This window comes from Periweissella cryptocerci (assembly GCF_004358325.1).
Lineage (GTDB): Bacteria > Bacillota > Bacilli > Lactobacillales > Lactobacillaceae > Periweissella > Periweissella cryptocerci.
In genome coordinates this window covers 2080885-2102389 of the sequence record NZ_CP037940.1, presented here as the reverse complement: position 1 = coordinate 2102389, position 21505 = coordinate 2080885, and the positions used below count along the sequence as shown (strand labels likewise).

Genomic DNA, 21505 nt, shown 5'->3' with positions numbered 1-21505 from the left:
CTAGTTACTTACCTAAATATCTTCACGAACAATTGGCATACTCATGCAACGAGGACCACCACGACCACGTGATAATTCACTCGAATCAACTTCAATTACGTTCAATCCATGTTGGCGGAGGATTTCATTACTAACGTAGTTTCGGTCATATGTCACAACTACTCCCGGCGCAATCGCTAAAGTGTTAGAACCATCATTCCACTGTTCACGCGGTGCAACAATCGCATCACCGTTCCCAGTTGGAATTAAATCAATCTCATCAAGATTCAAGGCTTGCTTCAAAATCGCTTTTAAATCGTGCCCTGATTCGATTTCGATTCCCCCATCGACGCCCGGCTTTAATGTCCAAGTTTGAATTTGATCGCCTTTACTTAAGATTCCAGGGTGCACCGTGAACTGATTGTAGTTAATCATTGTGAACACAGTATCCAAGTGCATCATCGCGTGATTATGTGGAATTTCAATCGCAATCACGGTGTCAAATTGACCATCAGCAAATAAATTTTTGGCAATATCTTGAATTGCTTCTGCGGATGTCCGTTGTGACACGCCAATGGCTAAGACGTGTTCACTTAGGACTAATTCATCGCCCCCTTCAATCCGCGTCGCATGATTCCGGTCACGCCAAACTTTGTCCTTGGTGCCGACAAAACGAGGGTGATACTTAATGATATATTCCATGAACATTGATTCATTGCTGTCACGTGACGCGCGCCAAATGTCATATGATTAATACTTAACCCACTACCAATCGCTGCGGCTGGATCACGTGTGAAATACAAATTAGGCATAGGATCCATTAAGAATGGATATGATGCATCCGCCGCCATTTCATTTAACGTACATGGCGTGTAATGAATTTCATCACGTCGAATTCCTGCCATGATTTTTTCGACCATTGCTAAAGTGTCAAAATCAAGTAAATACTCTTGTAATGCATCGTGCGTTGGGCCAGCAATATAGCCGCTCTCACTTAGCATTTGTTGCAGAAATTCTTGTTTAACTTCAGGTGCTGTATCCAGTGCGGCAGCCGTTAAACCTTCTAGATATAATACTTCGACATCGTTATCACGCAGCGCTTGTGCAAAGCCATCGTGTTCACGTTGGGCAATCTTCAAATACGGAATATCATCAAAAAGCAAACGTTCCATCGTGTCCGGCGTCAGGTTTTCAATTTCATGACCTGGCCGTTTCAGGATAACCGTTTCAAGCTTGCCAATTTCAGAATTTACGTGAATTGCTGACTGCGTAACCTCGTCTTGTAATACATCAAGTGTATTCAACATATCATTCATATGCGTTCCTCTTTTCTTGAGCTTATAGTGACTTACCAACTACTTGATTTACCAAGTAGTACCTTACATATCCACTATACGATTTTTGGAAAACGCTTACATTTTAATCATCGCACCATTATTGCCCCCACTTCACTTCGCTAATGAGTGTCGTCGCCAATCGATTTTCGGAGTGTTCGCAGTCAATTTTGTACTTGGTATTAGCCAAGATGGGCTTCACACTATGGGTTTATAAGTATTTATCCCTAAAAAAATAGCTCACATTCGCCTTTTATTTTGGCAAATATGAACTACTTTATTTTGAAATATTTAATTTAAATCGTTTAATTCATTTTGAACATATTCTTTAAAATTCGTTGGTTTATGACCGAGCAACATCGTGAGCACCGTTGAATTCCCAAAAATCCCAAATTCACTATAAGTTTTCGCAAGTTGTTTAAAGGCAATGCGTGTGTAAACATTCTGAAAACCGACGCTGTCCAAAAAGTCATCAATTTCCACTTTCGTAGCGCGGGCATCTTTACCAGTCAACTCATTAAACTGCTCAACTAATTCGACTGGTGATAAGAAGTCATCCCCAACTAGTTCATAGGTTGCACCATTGTGTTCGTCTGGATGAGTAAGGACCTTAACCGCAACTGTTCCAACATCGTTTGGATCAACATACGATAAGCGCGTATTAACATCGTAGAAGATTTCATATTTATCACTTGCAAGGACTTGTTGTGAATTAAAGTTGTGCATATAGTGCATTGGTTGCAAAATAGTATACTTTAAATTCGTTTTGAGGCCTGTGTAAACTAAATATTCTTCGCTTTCCCGCTTAGTAGTGTGTTGTAATAAGGTACTCATAATTGGGTGTGTCACTGACACAAACACAAAATGTTTGACGTTGTATTTAACGGCCATATCAATTGTGTAACGCGCTGAATAAAATTCTTCCGCCGTAAATAGTGGTGGAATATACAAAATTGAATCGACACCTTTAACTGCATCACGGATGACATCAGCATCACGTAAATCCCCAACAATTGTTTCTTTAACCCCTAAATCTTGGAGGGTTGTAACCTGTGGATTAATATCAATTGCGCGAACCTCTTGATTGGCAGCTAACAATTGCTTGATAAAAATTTGACCAGTGTGGCCAAAAGCGGAAGTGACTAATATCATGATATTTACTCCTCGTTTACGTTTTTGCAAATAGTTTAAATGTTCATGAACATTTTATCACAATAAAGTTGCATGCGCATGCATTTAATTTTATAATGAATGCACAACCCATTATTCAACAATCAATAAGGAGAAATATTCCATGAAATTAACAGATCGTAATATCGTAATTACCGGTGGTGCCGGTGGAATTGGTTTTGCAATGGCGAGTGAATTTGTAAAACGTGGCAACAATGTTGTTATTGTTGACTATAATGATGACGCCTTGTTGGAAGCCCAAAAGCAAGTACCAGCACTAATCACCAAAAAAATTAACTTAGCCCTTAGTGACGAACGGGTGCAATTAGCACAATGGATTAACACTGAATTTCAAAATGTCGACATGCTGATTAATGTCGCTGGGATTCAAAAGTGGGTTAACTTACAAAACATGCAACAAGATTGGGCTAACTATCACAATGAAATCGCCATCAACTTGGAAGCCCCAATTCATTTAATTTCTTTATTGCTCCCTACTTTAGTCAAGGCAGCTGATGCCGATATTATTAATGTTACTTCTGGATTGGCTGTAACACCAGGAACATGGGTCCCAATTTATTCGGCAACTAAAGCCGGTCTCCGAACTTTCACGGAAGTTCTACGCTTGCAATTAGAAGACACAAACGTGAAAGTCCACGATATCCTTCCACCTGCCGTTAATACTAACTTGGGCGGTGGCGGTGTCCACGATTATGGAACACCACTTGCCGAATTCAACGATGCTGTATTTGAACAATTAGCAAATGATCAAAATGAAATTACGTATGATACTTCAACTGTTCAACTTCACGCGACAAAAGCGGAAAATCAGGAACAGACTGAAAACATTTGGCATATTTTCAAAGAAACTGACACCTTTAAAAATGCCTAACCGTCAAACTCATTAATCGCGTTAAGAAAAGTGTGACCCAACCGCCTTTTAAGCCACTATTATCTAATGCAACACAAAAAGTTCGATTCCATCCATATGCGGATAATTGGAATCGAACTTTTTTGCGTAAGCGCACTACTGCTTCGTATTATTTAGCCTCAATATTTTTTGCAAAATCACGAATCAATTTTACAAAGTCGCCTTGAAATTCTGGACTAACTTTTGCTACTAATTCAATATTCATATCATTAATAATTTTATTGATCTGCGGTAAAACTTGTTCGCCTAATTCCGTCACAAATAAATGTGACGTCCGTTTGTCTTGGTCATCTACTTTTTTTTCTAAAAAACCTTTTTGGACTAATTGCTGCACGGCGCGTGTAATCGTACTTTGATTTAGTTTTACTAACTTACCCAAGTCATCTTGTTTAATACCAGGTTGCACGGCAATTTTTTGAATATAAAAATATAACCGTGAATTAAGGTTTAATGGTCGCAATAAATTGTCGAGCTTTAATTGAATATCATGACTCGCTAGTGAAAGCCATTCTACTAAATCATCTTCAAACATCATATCCTCCTTTATCTAACAGCTTCCGACGTGTTTATTATTTTTGGCTAAATCAAGTGCATAATACTAGTCCGTGTTGACGCGCTAAAAACACCATAACGCGTACTCAGTGCTGCGGCTTGGTTACGTTGCAATGTAAAATCACCTTCATTGCCCGCATCTTCAGCATCATCTAACACATCAAAGTAGTTCGCCAACAAGTAACTTGGTAATAATCGTAATTCCCGTTTTTGCATTGGATAATCACCTGGTACATTGATATGGTCGACCTTATTATGCATATCGATTTGACCATTATGCATTTCAACTTCAAAAACATGTTCAGCAACCGCATCTGCGGGAAGTGGTGGTAATTCGTCGTCGCCCGTAGCAAACACATACTGCGCAACTTCTGGGGTAATCACAAAATACAAGTAATTCTCAAGTTGTGTAACTGGCTGAATATAACCATAAACATCCGCGCCGACATAATCGGTAACTTCTTCATATAACAATGGCCTTCATCCTCATGCTTTCGTTGTTTTTAAAATGGCAATAAACTGGCTATATTTTTTCTAACATGAAATTGTCGTTTCTTTACTTTTCAATCATCGAATTACCGAGTTTCTATTGTCAGTGTTGTTTTTCCATGCTACTACGATCTGTAGTTGGTAACTGGTTTCCGCTAGTTTGAGCATTATTTCTAACTAACGAAGTGTCGGTAAATTACTTGGCGGGCGCAGCCTATACACCGCGACTGGGGTGATATGTGTGAAACACATGTCGCCGCTGAGGCTAAGATGAGGAGTCTTAGGAATTTATTCCTTAGACTCCCAGCTTATCCGAACCTCCCAAGACCGCACTTTGGCTTGGGGGGGGGCTTCCAACGTGGTGCGCCAAGTAATTTACTGACACGTAGTGGCCAATTCTATTCAGTCCAATATCAGACGAAACTGAGCCAGTAATATTTGGTACGAAAAAAGCCATCGATTAACATCAATGGCTTTTTCGTATTGTTGCATGGCGACGTCCTATCCTCGCAGGGAGCGATCCCCCAACTACTTTTGGCGCTACAGAGCTTAACTTCTGTGTTCGGCATGGGAACAGGTGTATCTTCTGCGCTATCGCCACCACACTCGTTACAACATCTATTTATAATACGTAAATAAACGCTGTAAGTCAATATCAATTTACTACTTTTTTGGATTTAATTTGAAACCATAGTAAGTCGCCCCTTTAAAGGTTTGCTTGGCTAACTTACCAATGGCGGTATATTCCTTACCACGCTTGCTTTTCGCCGGAAATGAAATTTCATCCCCTGCTAATAACTTAGCCAGTTCATCATCCGTAAATGCGTGACCACTCCATTCACGAGCAAAACTAATCTCTTGCCCCTTCCACGTACCAGTCATCTTCTCAGTAATTTTACGTTTCACCGTTGGCTTAACTTTGGGAGTGCCTAAAATGCTTGTCAAACTTTCACCGTTGGCCAACATGATTGGCATATCGTGTTCAACTACTTGGGTGACTGATTCAAGTAACTTAGCTTGATTGATTTTAAACTGACCAATCTCATTCATCATTTCAAACAACCGGCTGGTGATTTTAGGTGACGCAATCCAAGTGCCTTTAACTAGGATGGCTGAGACATTCCCAGTTTCCGTCAACGTTAATTTTCCGCGTGATTCACGGAGCATTGCCTTCGTGCCACGCGCCATTTCTGACAAAGTTGAAACCCGGGTTGCCCCAGTTCCAACGTTATATTTTTCCAAATACGCCATAATCCATTTTGTTGTGGGGGTCGTTGGTTTCTTATTGGCGCCCTCGTACACATATGGATCCGCCATTGGTCCCAATTGTCCCGCGCCATTTTCTTCTTCAGTGTCATCGGCCCGCGTTGCTTTGGCTGAATCGTAGACTAATTTGAAATTTAGCTCCTTGGCAATATTGTACGCCGTTTTAAATTCTGGATACGCTGCTAAATTAGCTGTGACATGATCGTACACATAGTCTTCAGCTAACATCGCCAAATAGTTTTTCGCTAAAATTTGATAAATTGCTTGGGCGCTCTGCCCGTACTTATCAAGTGCACCCAGTGAACTAGGAACTTTCAAACCAGGGCGGTTCGCTCCGTGCGAGCCTTCTTTCTTCACGTGCGTTCGGCGCGGTTGCCGGTGAGTCAATAAACTCGTATCGACCCCAACTACCCCGGCGATTTTATCAACTAACGGTAAGATTTCATTGAACTGTTCTGGGGTGACGGTTTTATCTTCCGTCCGCGGATATGAAACTACTTCAGCTTCATACATTTTTTGATAAGTTGACAGGACTTCTTTCGAGTCAAAGCCTTGGGTCGCAGCAATTGATGCCAAGCCTGCCAAATCTAACAGTTTTCCCGGTGCTTGGGTACGGGTTTCATGCCTTTCATTAGCGATGGCACTACTTTGATACCCAGCTAATTCTTGCTTAGCCGCAGCTTCATTGTCAAAACGATAAGCGACGATTTCGCCATCTTTTGTTACCCGCCCGAAAATGTGTCCCGCTGGATCTTTGAATTTCACTTCATAGAATGGCTTACGGACATAGTTTTTGATTGCTTCAAACTGTTCGTAGATTTTCCAGACAATTACCGACTTCAATCGACCTTCCCGTGCCACGACTTTAAAGCCATTCTTCTTGGCAGCGTGCGTGGCAATCCGCGTCAATTGCATTGAAGCAAAATCCCAGCGATTCCGGCTTTCCCCTTTTTGGTATTCACCATCTTGCTTAATATCGGAAACATCCCGCAAATTAAACATCGCTGCTTGAATTCCTTTGGCAGATTCATCCATGAAGTTTGCCCGTAACACACGACCGCGCCAGCCGATTGCTTGGATTGCTTCCCACGCCAACAATTCCCCTTCGCCAGATGGATCCGTATCAGTTGCGATGACTAGGGCATCATATCCGCGCTTCGATTCCACTTTAATTTCGTCAACCAATTTTTTAGTTGATTCTGACCGCCCCGTCCGTGGGTTCCGATTGCGGATATAAGTTCGCGCCCAACTTAAATCGGCCAGATTCCATGGTAAATGTTTGACGTGCCATGATTTGTATTTGGTTTTTAACTCATCCGACACCATTTCTTCTGGGTCTTTTAACGTCATCACGTGCCCCCGCAAATTAGTAATCGTGTAATCCCAGTCACTAAAATGACCAGTTTTACCGCCAAGGGCTTTGATGAAATTTTGCGCTGCTGAAGGTTTTTCAGTTATGATTAAATATTTCGTCATAGTTTTCTCGTTTTATTATTATTTTGGATATAACTATTATATCATTTTAGTTTGTTACTCCGAACGAAAATTCGTATAAATAATTTCATAAGGTGGCAACATGCAACTTTGTACCACTACATTTGCTTTGCGCACTACGATGGCAATCAATCCCATATTTTTAGTAGTCCCGTATGAAGGCATTTTTGCAGTCGCACTAAGTATTTGTTACTCATTTTGCAAACTAACGCAGTGCCAAGAAATTACTTGGCGGTCGCAGACTTTACACCGCGACTGGGGTGATATGTGTGCAACACATGTCGCCGCTGAGGATGAGATGAGGAGTCTTGGGGATTTATCCCCTAGAGTCCCAGCTTATCCGAGTTTGCCAAGACCGCACTTCGGCTTGGCAATGTGCTTCCAGCGTGGTGCGCCAAGTAATTTACTGACACGTAGTGGCCAATTTTATTCAATCCCATGTCATACGACGAAATAGAGCAAAAAAAACGACTACAGCTTTCGCCGTAGTCGCGTGCAGATTGCTATTACTTTGTTTCCATACCAAGGTCAGTCTTAATCTTGGTCGTTGAGATGCCTTCAGTCCGTGGCAAGTAGACAACTTCACAGTAATCCTTCAAGAAGTCGAACTTACCAGTCCAGTCGTCACCCATGACGAACAAGTCGATGTCGTTGTTCTTAACGTCATCAATCTTTTGTTCCCAATCATTTTCAGGTAACACTTCGTCAACATAACGGATGGCTTCCAAGATGTACTTACGGTCTTCGAATGAAGTGTAGGCTTTTTTACCCTTGATTGCGTTGAATTCATCAGATGAAACAACAACCGTCAAGTGATCCCCCATTTCGCGGGCGCGTTTCAATAAGTTAACGTGACCTTTGTGGAGCAAATCAAAAGTTCCGTATGTGATTACTTTTTTCATTTTCTATATCCTCGTTTTATAACAGTCATCAGCTGAGAACCCTCACTTTTTTATCATGAGTTACTCACCTTCTAGGATGACCATTTTTATATTTATCGGCCTTGACACGCAAAATTATGCACCAATTCCGAATTACGTTTTTTATTATAGCACATCATTGGTTAGGCAAATATTAAAAAAGATAGAAGGTAGCTGGTTCTAATAACCAACCACCCTCTATCCAATTGCAGCGACTAGCTGTCTGCACGACGAGACAACTCTTGATATCTGCTATACCAAAGGTCTATATATTCCTTTGAAAATGGTCCCTTGCCTTCATTAATCCAATCCACGAGAACTTTGACATTTTCCTTGAGAATCTTATCTGTTTCTTTTGAATAGTGCCATTGCTTTCCGTGGGCTTCATATTCGTCGACATCTAGCAATCGCTTTTCACCGTCTGGATAAACTTTCACATCTAAGTCGTAATCAATATACTTCAATGCTTCCTTATCCAAAACATAGGGCGATGCCAGATTGCAGTAATATGAGACACCATTATCACGAATCATCGCAATAATGTTGAACCAATAATGCTTGTGGAAATATACAATTGCTGGCTCCCGAGTAACCCATCGGCGACCGTCATCTTCAGTCACCAAGGTATGATCGTTCACCCCAATAATCGCGTTTTCACTGGTTTTTAATACCATGGTATCGCGCCAAGTTCGATGTAAACTCCCGTCATGCTTATAGCTTTTGATGGTAATAAAGTCGCCCTCACGCGGTCCGCGTTCCTTGACCATAACCAACTAACCAACTTTCTGAATAAACATCGAATTTCATATATCATTATACACTGTCTAAAAGTCTTTGTCCTACTATTATGTTGTTAATCAGTGTTTTCTTCCATTAACTGGTTGACAACTGTCGAGATTGCATCCCCATCAAAACCCTTCGCATACAAATTTCGCTTTGTGCGCTGCACCCGTTCATTCCCCTCATACCGACGATTACGTGCCCATAATTTTGCTGCCATTTCCCGTAAATTATCCAATTCATCGTCTGGATCCTCGGGTTCGCCTTTAAGCACTTCTTGGACTTGCGTGATGACCTCACCACCGAATCCTTTAGTTGATAAACCTTGATAAACTTTTTGTTGCCGTTGAAACCCAGATTCACGATGATAGCGTTTAACCAGCTTATTAGCCAGTTTCGTCGCATTTTCAACTTGATCCTCAATTGAGTAATCAAGCATCGCTTCCTCAATATCATTGGCCGAAATCCCACTCTGCCGTAATTTTTGTGAAATCACAAACGGGCCTTTGTCTGAAGTCGCCGCTTGTGTGTGGACGTAACTTTGTGCATATGCCAAATCATCCAACAATTTATACTCCTTGAGACGCTCAATCGTCATCTCGATAACATCTTCAGGAATCTCAAAACCAACTAACTTATCATGCACGGCTTTGGTTGACCGTAAAAAGCCAGAAAGATAATCAATGGCTTTGCTGTACGCCATCGCAATATCATCATCGCGTTTAATTTTAGCTTGGAGTTCTTTATCAACCTCGCTGCCTTTGAATAAGTTATATTTCAGTAAAACTGATTCGGCCGCTGGAAAAGCATACTTACCATCAAGGTAAATATTATAACGGCCGCCGCGCTTTTGCACTTCAACTTTAGTAATAACTCCCATAAAACCGGTTCCCCCTTTTCGTATTGTTGGGCTGTATTGTTGGGCTGTATTCTTGCCCCCAGCCCGCACAATTAATTTTATAGCTACCAATACCCATTCTACGCCAAATCAATTTAAACTCTACCAACTTGTCTAGGCGCGTGGTTGGCTAACATAGTTCTATTTATTCTAGCGTGAGGTTGTCGTTTCTGTATTTTTCAATCATCAAGTTACTGAGGCGCTATTGTCAGTGTTGCTTTCTCCATGCTATTGCAGCTGTGGTTTATAACTGCTTTTTACTAGTTTGAGCATCATTGCTAACTAACGAAGTGCCGATAAATTGCTTGGCGGGCGCAGCCTTTACACCGCGACTGGGGGAATATGTGTGCAGCACATATTTCCGCTGAGGGTAAGATGAGGAGTCTTAGGAATTTATTCCTTAGACTCCCAGCTTACCCGAACCGACCAAGACCGCACTTTGGCTTGGGAGGCTGCTTCCAGCGTGGTGCGCCAAGCAATTTACCGGCACGTAGTGGCCAAGCTTATTCTATTCCATATCAGACAAAATAGAGCCGCTAACATGCACAATGAGCCCGAATACAAGTGAAGAGTTGCCATAATCATGACAACTCTTCGATGTGTTTAAATTTTGTTTTCTGGCGTACGCATTGCACTGCGTAGGATGTTTCGTAAACGATTGATCAGTGGTGTATTTAAAATCACTACTAGCAACAGATAAATAATTACGCCCAACCCAATTTGGAGCAATAAGTGATGCGCATTCATAAATTGGTGCACGTTGAGATACTCAACAACCCCAAACATTACCAGACCAGCAACCAAATATTTCCAAATTTGTGGGAATAAGTGGGTCACGGTCACATGGCGATGGACAAGTGCTAACTGCCAGATAACAATCAATACTTCTGAAATCAATAAGCCATAGGCCGCCCCATTCAGGCCAAACCATGGAATTAAAATGAAATCAAAACTAATATTGAAAAATACTCCGGCCCATAGTGCCCATGTGTATGCCGCAGTTTTTCCTGTTACCAACAAATACTGTTGTCCTAATACGTTACTCCAGCCAATCAATAGTACCGCTGGCGCCATAATCATGAGTAACTGACTCACAGGCTCATATCCAAGCCCTAACAGCCAAGCTGGCATCTGTGGGGAGATGGCTGCAATCCCAAAGGCCAAGCCAACCCCAATCCCCGTTGTCGTGTCCATGCCAACCACTAAATCATGACGCAAGCCAACTAAGTCACCATTTTTAGCCCGTTTCGTGGATAGTGGCATCATAACTTGGCTTACTGCCGTCACAATCGCAATCAACACGATTACTAACCGCGAACCATAATCGAAATACCCCGATGCACTAATCGCATCAAGTTTTCCCAGCAACGTCCGGTTAATCATCATGTAGATTTGACTCGCGACGGTTGGCAATAAGAGCAGAAATGCTGGCTTCAAGTGCGGCACGAACGTTAATTGTCCCCAATCTACCTTGGTTAAATTCTTCCGTAAAGCTGGCCATAGTGACAAATTACCAATTAAGCCGGCTAATGCGGTAACCAAGATATAGGTCGCTAAATCATTCTCCGTTTTGACTAAGAAGAAAATGAAGACAATCCCTAAAATCCGAATCGTCGTATTACGCATGATCGTTTTTTGATAATCATGCGTCCCCATAAAGTACCAGGAAATGTCAAAGGCCACTGCGACTAACGAAATCGCTTGGAGCCAGAAGTATGGTCGGAACCGGGCCGCAAATGATGTCAAAATCATATAAGTGGCTAGTGCAATCACAACCATTAAAATCTGTAATAGCTCGATTTCCCAGAATAGTTTGGAGCGTGCCTTTTCATCTTTTAAATATTTAATTTTGTTCATCCCATACATATTTAATCCAAATGTCGCAAAAATTAAAAAATACGTCATTACTGAATTTGTATATGCGTTAATCCCGACATTTTCCGGGCCTAACACACGTGATACATAGGGGATGGTTAATAGTGGCGCTAACAGAATCAATAACTGATAGCCCAAATTAATGAAATAATTGCGAACAACTTTCATATGTTTATCCCTTTATCGTGTTCTCAAGACCAACTGCTTTTAAATAAACCACCTTGACCCGTTTATTCAGCGTTAAGGTGCTTTTGAGGCACACTTCCTAACTTCTTGTTATTGGATTTCGCGCATGCCAACTTTACGTAAGAGAAAGTTAGCAATCTTCTTAGGCCAATTTTGTTTTTCCATGTGGACAAAATTAACTTCTGTATATTGATAGTCATTCGTATCTAACCAGACATCCAGCAACAGTTCGCTCACAAATCCATACACTCGTTTTTCGTAATCATCCCAACCCGTTGTATCCGTCTTGGCTTCAACCTCACCCAAAACGTCAAATAACCAACTGGCATAATTATCAAACTGTGGTCGTTTCATAATAAACATGTTAAACATGTGGGCCGACGTTTGCTTCATGACCTTATCGAATGCTGGTACATATCGTGGATACTTTTCAACTAATACTGCGCGAGCCGTGTCTAATGGTTCAACATGGTGTGCATGCGCATAGTGTTTATAGTTGGATTCAATATAGTAATTACGCTTCTTAGGCAAAATAATATCCGTTTTGCTAAGTAAATTTTCAACTTCTTGTTGATTCAAAATTGTTGCTAAATCTTTTTGTTTGCTCAAAGACAAATGGCGCCGGTAATGCACTAAGCCAATTGCGTCAGCGTCTAAATTTTTCCATGCCCAATACATTGCAGTTAATTCGTTATATGAACTATTCTTGGCCGAGATATTGTCGCCTTGATTATCACCTTGGTACCCAAGTTCAAGTTCAGGGTGCAGTGCCTTACCAACGTGCACTGGTAAGTACAAATTATGGTCAGCTGGCATTTGATATGCCTTATGTGCGGCAACTAATATTTTTATGTTCATGATGTGCCCTTCCATTCGTTAATTCATACTACATCATTATACCAAAAAATCCCCTAGTAACGACGAATGGTTGCTAGAAGATTTGTTATAACGCTTGGTAATTTAACGGTAGTACATGCCCCAATGGTGCTTCCGGTCAGCTTCGGCCGGAATTTGGGTGTAATCCTTGTACAAAAATGTTAAATAGTCATGATAGTTTTTCATTACCGGCATCTGCGTATCGGCAAAATCAACCCAGATGATTTGATTGTACCATGCGGCTTGACCAAACTCTTTCATACCATTGACCCCAATAACCGTTAATAATCCAGCGGTATGCGAGGTACGATACTTATGATCAATTTTCCGCGCACGCCGATTTTCACGTTGCACATAATAACTCGCTGGTGCTAAGCGAACTACCGGTGAAATAATTTTTTTCCACCACAAACCAGGTTCATCCGGTTGCCATTGGTTCTTTCGTGCCAAATTCCGCGCAATATCCAGCATCTTTTGGGTCACATATTCAAACTTCTGCATTCGGGTACTATCTGCCATATGATCAATTGGGAAAACATCAACAAAGACGCCGTTGGCAACCGTCCGAAACTCATTGTCAGCAATTGTTTTGGTATCAGCCACCCGCGCATATGGATAGTTCCAATCTGCTTTGGTATTAAAAAATAAGAGTTCCGCATCTGGTACTTGGGGCTTGTAATTTGCCACAAAAAATTCGTATTGATCACGGGGCAAGCCTAAATCAGCATCATCATCCCATGGGATAAAGTCATGATGCCGCACTGCTCCCAGCGCAGAACCACCCGTCAATACAAACGTTAAATTATTTTCAGCGGCAAAACGCTTAATATCTTTCATCATCGCAAGCATGCGGCTTTGGATTTCTTCAATTGTTAAGTATCTTTTTTCACTCATTGATTCATATCCCATCTTTGAAATAAATATAAGTCAGGCACACACCTGCACATATTATTTACGAATTTCATTCAATACTGTACTAATACCATAGGTTGCATCGTGTTGCTCAAACCGGTGGGCAAAGGCCGCAAGTTCTTGGTGATTAACTTTGCCAAGTGCTTCAAATAATGACATTTCATCTGTCACAATTGGTAAACCTAACTCAGCCGGATCTAGATACATTCCACGTTTAGCGGCGTACTCCTCGGCATCTGGTTGCAATAAGACAATTGGTCGATTCAATACCGCGTAGTCAAACATGATACTTGAGTAATCCGTAATTAAAATATCACTTGCTTGCATTAACAAATTTAAATCAGCAAATTCAGTGACATCAATCCCAATGACAACATTGTCATTCATAAAGTAATGTCCACGAACTAACAAGTTGTACTCACTCGCTAAACCTTCTTGGGCGGCTTGGCTAAGTGCTGAAGCAAATTCACTATCGTATTCACGAAAAGTCGGCGCATATAGCACTGTTTTTTTCTGGATATCCAGTTGCAATTTATCTTGTAAGTTTGCAATTTCCGCTGACCGATCACGTAACAAATTTGCTGAACGTGGTAAGCCCGTAATGGTTGGTTTTGCTGAACTTGGGAAAATCCGGCTGAAAATATCAGCATCGTATTCACTCGAAGCTAGTAAAACATCGAACTGCGCCTTGGCAAACCAGTGTTTAACTAAAAATTCCAAATTAGCTTCATCAGGCCCGAGCTTTTTCAACGGCACCCCATGCCATGTTTGGATATAAATGTTATGGGGATGCTTAAATGGTACCAATCGTTCAATACTTGAATTTGCCACCCAGTACTTAGCGTGCAATAACTGCTTAAAATAGCCTAGCCCGTTAGCTGAAATCTTGTGTGCCGCATCAACGTCTGGAAATTGGTCGGGATCGTTAAATGCCCACACCAAATTGTAATCCGCAAAAGCAGCATCAGCTCGCATGGCATCATAGATTGCTTTTGGCGAATCATTGAATTTACGCCCAGAAAAACTAATGAACAAGACCGTCTTATCATCCGTCTGCACGAATATTTTTAAAATTGCGATAATCATCCCGACTAATAGTAGGTAAAATCGTCCAAAAAAAGCTGAATGTTTAATTATATCTTTGATTTTTTGCATGTTTTTATCAGCCTTTCTGACCATATAAAAAAACGACCGTACCTAAGTGCGATCATTTTTTGTTCAACTTAGATGGCTCGATTGCAAACCATCCTTTCAAACTCTGATACCAATGGCACCAGTGGAAATCACTATATTTATATGTGCGACCATTTCCAATAATCACATTGTTATTTTTCTGGCTAAAATTTTTCTAGCGTGGAATTTGGATATGTGTCTCAGATCGATTCCCACTACGAGGCTGGAACCAGTCTGGACACCGTGATGGAAGACAAGCATTTGAAGCCACAGTGCGGTCTTCAAATGTTTGCGAAGCTTGGTTCGCTAACGCGGTAACCATCTTCACAAATCCATAATCAGTAACGAAACCCGTTACTGATTATGCCATCACGGTGCGAGCTAAAGTCCAGCCTGTTTCCAGCCTCTTCGTTAGTTTGAGCAGGTAGTCTGACCAGTAGTATGCCGTAATCCTTGTCGCTGCAAGTTTAGCGGTAATGAATAATTCCATGCTTATCTAGCGGAGTGACTGAAAATCACTTTGTGGCCGGCAGGCTTTACACCGAAATGGGACGTGACACCACGTGTCGGGTTTGTCGCTGAGAGTAGAGCCGACCGGGCCTTATTTGTCCAGCGTAGCTACAAATGTGAGCAGTCTTTTGGCTTTAGCCATTAGACTGCCAGCTATCCCGAATTGCCCAAGACAGACATTCAGCCTGGAAGGCTAATCTAATCGGGTTTTGATTAGATTCAGTTGTTTGTTGCAAACAAACTGCTGGAATGTTTTGCGTTGCCGTACCTCAGGTATAAGCACGTGGCTTGGGCATGTGCTTCCATTTCGGTGCACAATGTGATTTTCAGGCACGCAGTGGCATCATACATCTCATCACATTTTATAAATCCCACGTCAGACGGAATAGAGCCATTTTTCTTATCTATAAATGATAACGCAAAACCCCCGACGTCTTACCGGTTTATTATACCGCTTCAGACGTCGGGGATTCAATGTAATGTTGCCGTTTCAATTTAAGCCACTTCTAAGTTTTTACCACATGTGTGTAACTTTACTATTGGTGATATCAACCTTCATAGAAATACTATGTGAACTATTATTAACTTAATACCTCACTCAGCTTTCGATTCTTTTATTTCGCTAACGATGCCCTTCGTTGGATTAATCAAGACTACATAGTTAGAAACACCATCATTTGCTTCGTATTGACTTTTTAATTGATAGTAACCATTTCCCCTACGTGATATTTGATATCCAGCATCATCTATCCGAACTTTCGCACCTGGATGATCTTCAGCAAGCACTTGCTTAGCGAGTTTTATTAACTGCTCTCTTAACGTACTGTTTGTCACTTCCTCGTCAACTTGCGAATCTACATTTGAAGAAGTTGATTCATCTAATTCTTCAACCTCAGCTTCTTCATCAGAATATTCGTCACTGTCACCACTTTTAGTATTTGATAAATTATAAATTGTTGGGTTTCGAGCTTCCTGTCTTGTTTCAACCACTGTGGTGACGACTGCCAATGTAATTAATGAAATTAACAGTAGAGACCCACCTATTAGAATTTTCTTCCCCAATCCACGTGATTGTTTCCTAATAATTGAATTGTTGGAAATATTATTTTGAACTAAATTCGGAGAATTCTTTGGTTTTGCTTTCGATACCGGGGCTTGCGCATCGTTCCAGAGTTCCGATTTAGTTCGGCTCAATTTTTTATAATAATCTGATTCAATTTGTGACTTTAATTGATCAAAGAAAAAATTGACTCCCCGCTGAACTTTGATGACTGACCATTTTCCGTTTGCACTTTTTAAAAGTACTTCAAGTCTATGGATTGATCTAGGCTGTTTAATATTCAATTCTTTCGTTTGTGGCTTCTTTTCACCAGACGATAATAATGCTTCCGTCGCAAACACAGCAAGTAATCCACCGATTTGTCCAAGTGTATTTACAGCACGTACCCTTGTTGCACCATTTGTATGAGTTCCAAAACTGCTTTCTTCGCCTTCTTGCTCATAGTCAACAGTAGAATCAACCATATCTAGTATTTTATTGGAATGCGATAACTCTTCAATAAGTGGCAATCGATTATATTCTGGTAAAGATGACAACCACTCACTTACTGCCCCCTGGAAATAACTATTATAATTACCAATCATTTGATGAATTGAATCCGATAAAAGTTGAATACTAGATTCAATTTTATTGTCTGAGGCATTGAACATTGCATCGTTTGCACTTGAATTGAGGCCCAGATTGTTTTTCAAAGTTTCGTGATTTCCCTGTAATTCAGTAATGCCCGGAATATCCCTAACCCCTTCCTTACATTCCGATTGTAAACCTTCAATTTGCTCCAACGCCATTTTAGATGTCATAGCCATAATCATTCACCTCCGTATGGTTCATTAATTAGGCAACTTCAAGATTTTTACCACATCCCGAACAGAATTTAGATTCATTTACGTTCTTCGCTCCACAATCAGTACAGAAGATATGTTCGCGAACTACCTCAGTCTTTAAATTGCCCTTCGCAATCAATTGCTTGAACTCATCAGTTTGACACCACTTCTCAATTTCGAAAGCTCGCACGGCATTGAGGGGGTGGTCTGTCATTAACGTTTCCGCATAGTGGGCAACTTTACTACGAACTTCAGCGGTCTTGAGACGTTCATATTCCACGGCTTGATTGAAATATTCTTGCACGTTAATCTCACCAAACACTTTGCTACCACCTGATAGTTTAACCATCATGTTGACCACTGGTGCAGCATCTTTCAGATAAAGTGCCGCAGCTCGGTCTGCTGAAAACTCACTACAACGTGACCAATAATTATATGCCGATTCTAATCCGGCTAACGCTAGTTGACTAGCACCACCCAAGCTGGCTCCGACTGAAGCAATATAAAGCCCCATCTGATGGTACATCATGTGATTACAAACAATATGGCCAACTTCATGGGCAATGACCGGCGTTAATTCCTCGGCAGAACACATTTCCAACAAGCCAGAAGTAACTGTAATGCTAAATTGATCAACCCCTTGCGCAAACGCGTTCGGATTTGGATCTAATGTAATATAAAAATCTGGCTCTTCAATTCCGAAATAATCGCAAATTGGCGGTAATAAATTATAAATTTCGGGTAATTGGTTTGGACCCAGCTTAATATTCGAAGCAAGGTTATTCATTTTTAACATGTGACTGCTCCAATACTTGTCCATCTTTTTCATGACGGTATCAATTAACGGAACCTTTTGCAGTGCTTCTAATGCTTGTTTATCACTGTTGTGACAGAAGTCATGCGCATTCTCAATTCGAATAACTGGCACGACTGGCGTGGCATCATCATTTTTTGCATCCATTTTTTCTTCAACTTTAACTCCGACTTGGTCTTTTACACTTTTACCAAGATTTTTTGCATCATCTAAAAATCCCATTGTTATCATCTCGCTTTCTATATTAAAACGTTGCTAACTACACTACGAACTCATCTACCCTCAAATTAACTAGCCTTAGTACCACATTGCGAACAAAATACACCACCGTTCAAGCTATTACCACAGTTACCACAGAACTTTGCGTGTGGGCTATCCGATTGACTCGTTTCCTCTTGAACCGCTGTAGTTTTAACTGAATTCATATTTGCCGCCATTTGTGCGCCACCATAATTCGGTGCAATTTGTAATATTGTCGGCATATCAGCTTTCAACCATTTAAAGTTTCCGCCTGCCAAGTACGTGTAGATTGTAAATATGTGGTTTTCACCGTTTTGCATGATTGTCATTGCCTTAGTATTCAACGCTAACCCACCATTGGTAAGTAACGCCTGATCAAATGAAATTGCGCCAATTTCATTTTTTGGAACAAACGTATCTTTACCAGTGAATTCATGTTTTGTATTCGTGATTTCCATAAACAGTAACCCGTTTTCTTCAAATGAAATCACATATCGCGAACGCCCCATTGACTTGGCAATAGCGTAGAAATAACCACCAACGGCTGAACCAATTCCTTCATTCTCACTTCGGGGATCAGCCAAGACCATCCTTGATGTATCACCTGAATATCCTAACTTTACTTTACGATTTGCAATGAACTGCTCATCCATTTGTTCATACATTCCAAACATAATCTTATCCTCCTAAAACAGTAAGTCTTTGATAAGCCAAAATGCTGCGAAAATTGCGGCAATGATGGCTGCGTTCTTTCCAGTTTTCGATTCGGCCTTTGTGTAACCAATAATTGCTAATACGATACCGATAAAATCAAAAAATGGGACAAACGTACCAATTAACACACAGACCCAGGAAATCCAAACCCACATGCTTTGTTTATCGTTACTTTCATCTTCTTCAACTTCTTCAGGAATACCAGTTGATACAAAATTTTCAGCAGTAGTAGCGCCAACTGCCATTGTTTCATGATGTTCGGAAACTGCTTCATGAATTTCTTCTTTAACATGCTCTACTCCAGATTTCACAGCTGTAACAATCTGTTCGCCACATGATGGGCAAAATTGTAATTCACTGGTCACTTCACCGCCACAATTTGTACAAAATTTCATGATAATACCTCTTTCTTTCGATAAAAAAACAACGGGAAAACACTGACATGGAAATTTTCCATGCCAACGTCTTCCCGTTGACGACATTATTATAATTATTCAAACACGCGTTTACATATCACCTCATTACCACGTCCATAATCGACCGTAGTAATAGCTTTGTTATCCTAATATTCCCTACAATTAATATAAACTAAATGGTCTTGTGCTTACCAAAGAACCATTCATTCAGATACACTTACGCAGTTTCACGTAGCTTTCCCAACTGTGCTACGCCTGAGATCAACGATAATGACTAGACTCCCTTAAATTTTTAAGCACATTTCCGTTAAATGTTTTACAATATTCAACATGCGTAAACAACATGTAGATTCACCTAAATTCAGCCAAAACAAAAATCCTCACAAATCAACGATTCATGAGGATTTAAGTCTATTTAAGATATTTCAGATGGCCCACCTGGGAGTCGAACCCAGGACTACGCGTTGAGAACGCGGCGTCTTAACCGCTTGACCAGTGGGCTATTACAAGATTTAATTATAACCTACTGAGCCACCGTGTCAAATACCAAACAAAAAAGCACTCACTATAATTGCGGCTAAATTTTTTCTAACGTGGAATTTGGATACGTGTCTCAGATTGATTCCCACTACGAGGCTGGAACCAGTCTGGACACCGTGATGGAAGACAAGCATTTGAAGCCACAGTGCGGTCTTCAAATGTTTGCGAGCTAACGCGGCAACCATCTTCACAAATCCATAATCAGTAACGAAACCCGTTACTGATTATGCCATCACGGTGCGAGCTAAAGTCCAGCCTGGTTCCAGCCTCTTCGTTAGTTTGCGTAGATATTCTGACTAGTAATATGCCGTAATCCTTGTCGCTGCAAGTTTTAGCGATCATAGTTCAACGCCTTATCTAGCGGAGTGACTGAAATCACATTGTGGCCAGGCTTTACACCGAAATGACGTGACACCATGTTGTCAGTTTGTCGCTGTAGAGCCGACCGGGCCTTATTTGTTCAGCATAGCTACAAATGTGTCTTTGGCTTTAGACTGCCAGCTATCCCGAATTGCCCAAGACAGACATTCAGCCTGGAAGGCTAATCTAATCGCGTTAGGATTAGATTCAGTTGTTTGTTGCAAACAAACTGCTGGAATGTTTTGCGTTGCCGTACCTCAGGCATAAGCAAGTGGCTTGGGCATGTGCTTCCATTTCGGTGCACAATGTGATTTTCAGGCACGCAGTGGCATCATACATCTCATCACATTTTATAAATTCCACGTCAGACGGAATAGAGCCATAATTGCCGTGAATGCTCCACATTTTCTATTACTAATTAATCATCCACTTCAAAAAGATAGTAGTAAGCCTTACCACCAACAGTATATTTGCGTGCGGTAACACTTTCATCACCCATTGATGTGGTTTGGATTTTTGCGGCTTTCTTAACTGCTAAACGGTATGAAGCCTTCCCCATTTTTTTGAAGTTCAAGCCTTTAATATTCTTTTTCGTATAAAGGTAAGCGGTATTGCCCTTCATCTTTTCTTTAACGATTTTTACTGATGCGGCTGGTTTTGAATTTGTGTACACATTGTCACTTAACTTTGTGTAGTATTCAATGTAACCATTGGTCGTCACACTAACAGTTTGCTTAGTTTTCTTGGCGTAGGTACCACCGTTAAGTGGGGCTTCAATGGTTGAACCCATCGCTTTTTTTACAATTTTGAAATTCTTCTTCAAAGGCTTAACTAATACGTTAGAATAATCGGTATGATTCCGAACTAAACCTTTACGATATTGATAACTCAAGCTGCCTAAGTTCAAACTCAACGCAATTCCTTTACCTTGGGCCACCCCATAAGCTAAGACTGTTCCTTTTGGTAAAGTAACCTTCTTAGTCGCCTTTTTGCCCAATTTTACATTCAAAGTTAATTTTTGCTTAGTTTGAACAAGGGTGTTTTTCTTAACGGACGCCGTGCTAAGATATTGGCTACTCTTAGTGGCAGCGTGTACTCCCAATCCTGACAAGCTAGTTAATAACATTCCTGCTGTTGCAACACTTACTAAAATTTTCATTGTTTTCATAACTGTTCTCCTTAAGTTCTCTAA

17 protein-coding genes, 1 tRNA gene, 1 rRNA gene and 1 pseudogene are annotated in these 21505 nt (G+C 40.9%); 1 reads left to right on the top strand and 19 read right to left on the bottom strand.

Going from position 1 to position 21505, the window contains the following annotated elements:
• Window positions 1–12: 12 nt before the first annotated feature.
• Window positions 13–1286: pseudogene (arcA, locus tag EQG49_RS09155) on the bottom strand (arginine deiminase).
• Window positions 1287–1604: 318 nt separating this feature from the next.
• On the bottom strand, window positions 1605–2465 hold the full coding sequence (locus EQG49_RS09150) for an SDR family oxidoreductase (RefSeq protein WP_133363704.1): 861 nt from the start codon (window positions 2463–2465) through the stop codon (window positions 1605–1607).
• A gap of 142 nt (window positions 2466–2607) precedes the next feature.
• Here EQG49_RS09150 and EQG49_RS09145 point away from each other — a divergent pair, with 142 nt between their 5' ends.
• Entirely contained in the window at window positions 2608–3375 is a 768-nt protein-coding gene (locus EQG49_RS09145; RefSeq protein ID WP_133363703.1) for an SDR family oxidoreductase, read from the top strand.
• A 148-nt stretch (window positions 3376–3523) separates the two neighbouring features.
• On the opposite strand, the gene EQG49_RS09140 is transcribed toward EQG49_RS09145, so the two are convergent.
• The 17 genes from EQG49_RS09140 to EQG49_RS09060 all read right to left on the bottom strand — a co-directional run bounded on the left by EQG49_RS09140 (window position 3524) and on the right by EQG49_RS09060 (window position 21481).
• On the bottom strand, window positions 3524–3946 hold the full coding sequence (locus EQG49_RS09140) for a MarR family winged helix-turn-helix transcriptional regulator (RefSeq protein ID WP_165964855.1): 423 nt from the start codon (window positions 3944–3946) through the stop codon (window positions 3524–3526).
• Between the two features lie 47 nt (window positions 3947–3993).
• Window positions 3994–4440 (bottom strand): hypothetical protein, encoded by a 447-nt coding sequence (locus EQG49_RS09135; RefSeq protein ID WP_133363701.1) that lies wholly within the window; start codon window positions 4438–4440, stop codon window positions 3994–3996.
• A 503-nt stretch (window positions 4441–4943) separates the two neighbouring features.
• Window positions 4944–5060, bottom strand: a 5S ribosomal RNA gene (gene rrf / locus EQG49_RS09130).
• Between the two features lie 58 nt (window positions 5061–5118).
• On the bottom strand, window positions 5119–7197 hold the full coding sequence (locus EQG49_RS09125; protein WP_133363700.1) for a DNA topoisomerase: 2079 nt from the start codon (window positions 7195–7197) through the stop codon (window positions 5119–5121).
• A gap of 524 nt (window positions 7198–7721) precedes the next feature.
• The gene (gene tagD, locus EQG49_RS09120; RefSeq protein ID WP_133363699.1) at window positions 7722–8117 is read right to left on the bottom strand and encodes a glycerol-3-phosphate cytidylyltransferase; all 396 of its coding nucleotides are present in this window, start codon (window positions 8115–8117) and stop codon (window positions 7722–7724) included.
• Between the two features lie 233 nt (window positions 8118–8350).
• Window positions 8351–8902: a nucleoside tri-diphosphate phosphatase gene (gene ntdP / locus EQG49_RS09115; RefSeq protein WP_133364562.1), complete on the bottom strand. Its 552-nt coding sequence runs from the start codon at window positions 8900–8902 to the stop codon at window positions 8351–8353.
• An 86-nt stretch (window positions 8903–8988) separates the two neighbouring features.
• Complete coding sequence (gene recX, locus EQG49_RS09110; RefSeq protein WP_133363698.1) at window positions 8989–9795, bottom strand: recombination regulator RecX; 807 nt, start codon at window positions 9793–9795, stop codon at window positions 8989–8991.
• 621 nt (window positions 9796–10416) lie between these two features.
• Complete coding sequence (locus EQG49_RS09105; protein WP_133363697.1) at window positions 10417–11856, bottom strand: oligosaccharide flippase family protein; 1440 nt, start codon at window positions 11854–11856, stop codon at window positions 10417–10419.
• Window positions 11857–11964: 108 nt separating this feature from the next.
• Complete coding sequence (locus tag EQG49_RS09100; RefSeq protein WP_133363696.1) at window positions 11965–12732, bottom strand: DUF4422 domain-containing protein; 768 nt, start codon at window positions 12730–12732, stop codon at window positions 11965–11967.
• A gap of 102 nt (window positions 12733–12834) precedes the next feature.
• On the bottom strand, window positions 12835–13644 hold the full coding sequence (locus tag EQG49_RS09095) for a LicD family protein (RefSeq protein ID WP_165964854.1): 810 nt from the start codon (window positions 13642–13644) through the stop codon (window positions 12835–12837).
• A 54-nt stretch (window positions 13645–13698) separates the two neighbouring features.
• On the bottom strand, window positions 13699–14817 hold the full coding sequence (locus EQG49_RS09090; protein WP_165964853.1) for a CDP-glycerol glycerophosphotransferase family protein: 1119 nt from the start codon (window positions 14815–14817) through the stop codon (window positions 13699–13701).
• A 1122-nt stretch (window positions 14818–15939) separates the two neighbouring features.
• On the bottom strand, window positions 15940–17211 hold the full coding sequence (locus EQG49_RS09085) for a hypothetical protein (RefSeq protein WP_133363693.1): 1272 nt from the start codon (window positions 17209–17211) through the stop codon (window positions 15940–15942).
• A 28-nt stretch (window positions 17212–17239) separates the two neighbouring features.
• Complete coding sequence (locus EQG49_RS09080; protein ID WP_165964852.1) at window positions 17240–18265, bottom strand: M48 family metallopeptidase; 1026 nt, start codon at window positions 18263–18265, stop codon at window positions 17240–17242.
• Between the two features lie 65 nt (window positions 18266–18330).
• Window positions 18331–18957 carry a zinc ribbon domain-containing protein gene (locus EQG49_RS09075; RefSeq protein ID WP_133363691.1) on the bottom strand — a complete coding sequence of 209 codons (627 nt, stop codon included), beginning with the start codon at window positions 18955–18957 and terminating at the stop codon, window positions 18331–18333.
• A 12-nt stretch (window positions 18958–18969) separates the two neighbouring features.
• The gene (locus EQG49_RS09070) at window positions 18970–19392 is read right to left on the bottom strand and encodes a hypothetical protein (RefSeq protein ID WP_133363690.1); all 423 of its coding nucleotides are present in this window, start codon (window positions 19390–19392) and stop codon (window positions 18970–18972) included.
• Window positions 19393–19843: 451 nt separating this feature from the next.
• Window positions 19844–19914 (bottom strand) — tRNA-Glu (locus tag EQG49_RS09065).
• Window positions 19915–20731: 817 nt separating this feature from the next.
• Entirely contained in the window at window positions 20732–21481 is a 750-nt protein-coding gene (locus EQG49_RS09060; protein WP_133363689.1) for a hypothetical protein, read from the bottom strand.
• Window positions 21482–21505 lie beyond the last annotated feature (24 nt).

Excerpts from the sequence above, each read along its gene's own strand:
- EQG49_RS09085 (WP_133363693.1), bottom strand. The coding sequence starts at position 17,211 with ATGGCTATGACATCTAAAATGGCGTTGGAGCAAATTGAAGGTTTACAA.
- EQG49_RS09100 (WP_133363696.1), bottom strand. The coding sequence starts at position 12,732 with ATGAACATAAAAATATTAGTTGCCGCACATAAGGCATATCAAATGCCA.
- EQG49_RS09145 (WP_133363703.1), top strand. The coding sequence starts at position 2,608 with ATGAAATTAACAGATCGTAATATCGTAATTACCGGTGGTGCCGGTGGA.
- EQG49_RS09105 (WP_133363697.1), bottom strand. The coding sequence starts at position 11,856 with ATGAAAGTTGTTCGCAATTATTTCATTAATTTGGGCTATCAGTTATTG.
- EQG49_RS09070 (WP_133363690.1), bottom strand. The coding sequence starts at position 19,392 with ATGAAATTTTGTACAAATTGTGGCGGTGAAGTGACCAGTGAATTACAA.
- tagD (WP_133363699.1), bottom strand. The coding sequence starts at position 8,117 with ATGAAAAAAGTAATCACATACGGAACTTTTGATTTGCTCCACAAAGGT.
- EQG49_RS09150 (WP_133363704.1), bottom strand. The coding sequence starts at position 2,465 with ATGATATTAGTCACTTCCGCTTTTGGCCACACTGGTCAAATTTTTATC.
- EQG49_RS09080 (WP_165964852.1), bottom strand. The coding sequence starts at position 18,265 with ATGGGATTTTTAGATGATGCAAAAAATCTTGGTAAAAGTGTAAAAGAC.
- recX (WP_133363698.1), bottom strand. The coding sequence starts at position 9,795 with ATGGGAGTTATTACTAAAGTTGAAGTGCAAAAGCGCGGCGGCCGTTAT.
- EQG49_RS09075 (WP_133363691.1), bottom strand. The coding sequence starts at position 18,957 with ATGTTTGGAATGTATGAACAAATGGATGAGCAGTTCATTGCAAATCGT.
- EQG49_RS09140 (WP_165964855.1), bottom strand. The coding sequence starts at position 3,946 with ATGTTTGAAGATGATTTAGTAGAATGGCTTTCACTAGCGAGTCATGAT.
- EQG49_RS09125 (WP_133363700.1), bottom strand. The coding sequence starts at position 7,197 with ATGACGAAATATTTAATCATAACTGAAAAACCTTCAGCAGCGCAAAAT.
- ntdP (WP_133364562.1), bottom strand. The coding sequence starts at position 8,902 with ATGGTCAAGGAACGCGGACCGCGTGAGGGCGACTTTATTACCATCAAA.
- EQG49_RS09060 (WP_133363689.1), bottom strand. The coding sequence starts at position 21,481 with ATGAAAACAATGAAAATTTTAGTAAGTGTTGCAACAGCAGGAATGTTA.
- EQG49_RS09095 (WP_165964854.1), bottom strand. The coding sequence starts at position 13,644 with ATGAGTGAAAAAAGATACTTAACAATTGAAGAAATCCAAAGCCGCATG.
- EQG49_RS09090 (WP_165964853.1), bottom strand. The coding sequence starts at position 14,817 with ATGCAAAAAATCAAAGATATAATTAAACATTCAGCTTTTTTTGGACGA.